At 36.9% G+C, this 1,511-nt stretch carries 1 protein-coding gene; it reads right to left on the bottom strand.

What is annotated here, in order from left to right:
* A partial coding sequence (ureC, locus tag AC1DJR_RS29455; RefSeq protein ID WP_477004193.1) for an urease subunit alpha occupies positions 1–1,511 on the bottom strand: 1,511 nt, incomplete at both ends.

Here is a 1,511-nt window from a genome sequence, read left to right as displayed (position 1 = left end):
CTTCAATTTCTGGTGTTGCATTATTCAGCTTCATATCTTGCTTAGAAATCTCTCTCGTATTTCTAACAGGTAATACAACTTTATTTAAACCTAATTTTTCTTTAATATTATTCTCATAAGCTACTTTAGATACAAATGTAATCGAACTTGACTGTACCGCTTTTCCATATGCACCAAACATCTTTTTTTCATAATATGGTTGTGGTGTGGGGATCGAAGCATTCTCGTCTCCCATTAATGCCATCACTACCATCCCGTTTTTCAAAACCATATCTGGCTTAACACCGAAAAATTGTGGATCCCATATTACAAGGTCTGCATATTTCCCAGCTTCAATAGAGCCGACATATTCTGAAATCCCATGTGTAATAGCTGGATTAATTGTATACTTAGCTATATAGCGTTGAATTCTATTATTATCGTTATACTCTTTATCTCCCTCTAAACTACCAATCTGCTTTTTCATTTTATCGGCGGTTTGCCAATTGCGAATAATAACCTCTCCAACCCTTCCCATCGCCTGCGAGTCAGAGCTAATCATGCTGAAAACCCCTAAATCTTGCAAAATATCCTCTGCCGCAATTGTTTCTTTTCGAATCCTTGAATCCGCAAACATTACATCTTCTGGAATATTTGCTTTTAAATGATGACATACCATGAGCATATCTAAATGTTCATCCAACGTATTCACTGTATATGGCAAGGTCGGGTTCGTTGAAGAAGGTAAAATATTATTCAGTGCAGCAATCTTTATAATATCTGGTGCATGCCCACCACCAGCCCCTTCAGTGTGGTACGTATGAATAACACGATTATCAATAGCCTTTATCGTTTCTTCCACAAAACCACATTCATTTAACGTATCAGTATGAATAGCAACTTGAATATCATATTTATCAGCAATCTGTAACGAGTGATTAATTGCTGAAGAAGTCGCTCCCCAATCTTCATGAATTTTTAATCCAATAGCTCCTGCAAATATTTGTTCTTCCAGGGCAGGTAAACTTGAACTATTTCCTTTCCCTAAAAACCCAATATTTATAGGAAAAGCTTCTGCTGCCTCTAGCATTTTTCTTAAATTCCAAGATCCAGGCGTTATTGTAGTTGCCTTAGTACCCTCTGCCGGTCCTGTTCCTCCACCAATTAAAGTTGTTATACCTGAAGCTAATGCTGTATCAATTTGTTGTGGGGATATGAAATGCACGTGTGTATCAATACCTCCAGCTGTAACGATTTTTCGTTCGCCAGAAATTACTTCCGTTGATGTTCCAATGATGATATCAATATTATCCATAACTGAAGGATTACCACTCTTACCAATTGCTGAAATCTTTCCATCTTTTATACCAATATCCGCTTTATATACTCCTGTATAATCAATAATAATTGCATTCGTAATAACAACATCCACAACACCCTGTTCCCTTGTAAGTTGCGAATTTTGTCCCATACCATCCCTAATTGATTTTCCTCCACCAAAGACAGCTTCATCACCATATACGGTGTAATTT

The organism is Bacillus sp. 05T31 (genome assembly GCF_056396725.1).
The sequence above is the reverse complement of the archived record's forward strand: the minus strand, read 5'-3'. Positions and strand labels throughout refer to the sequence as shown.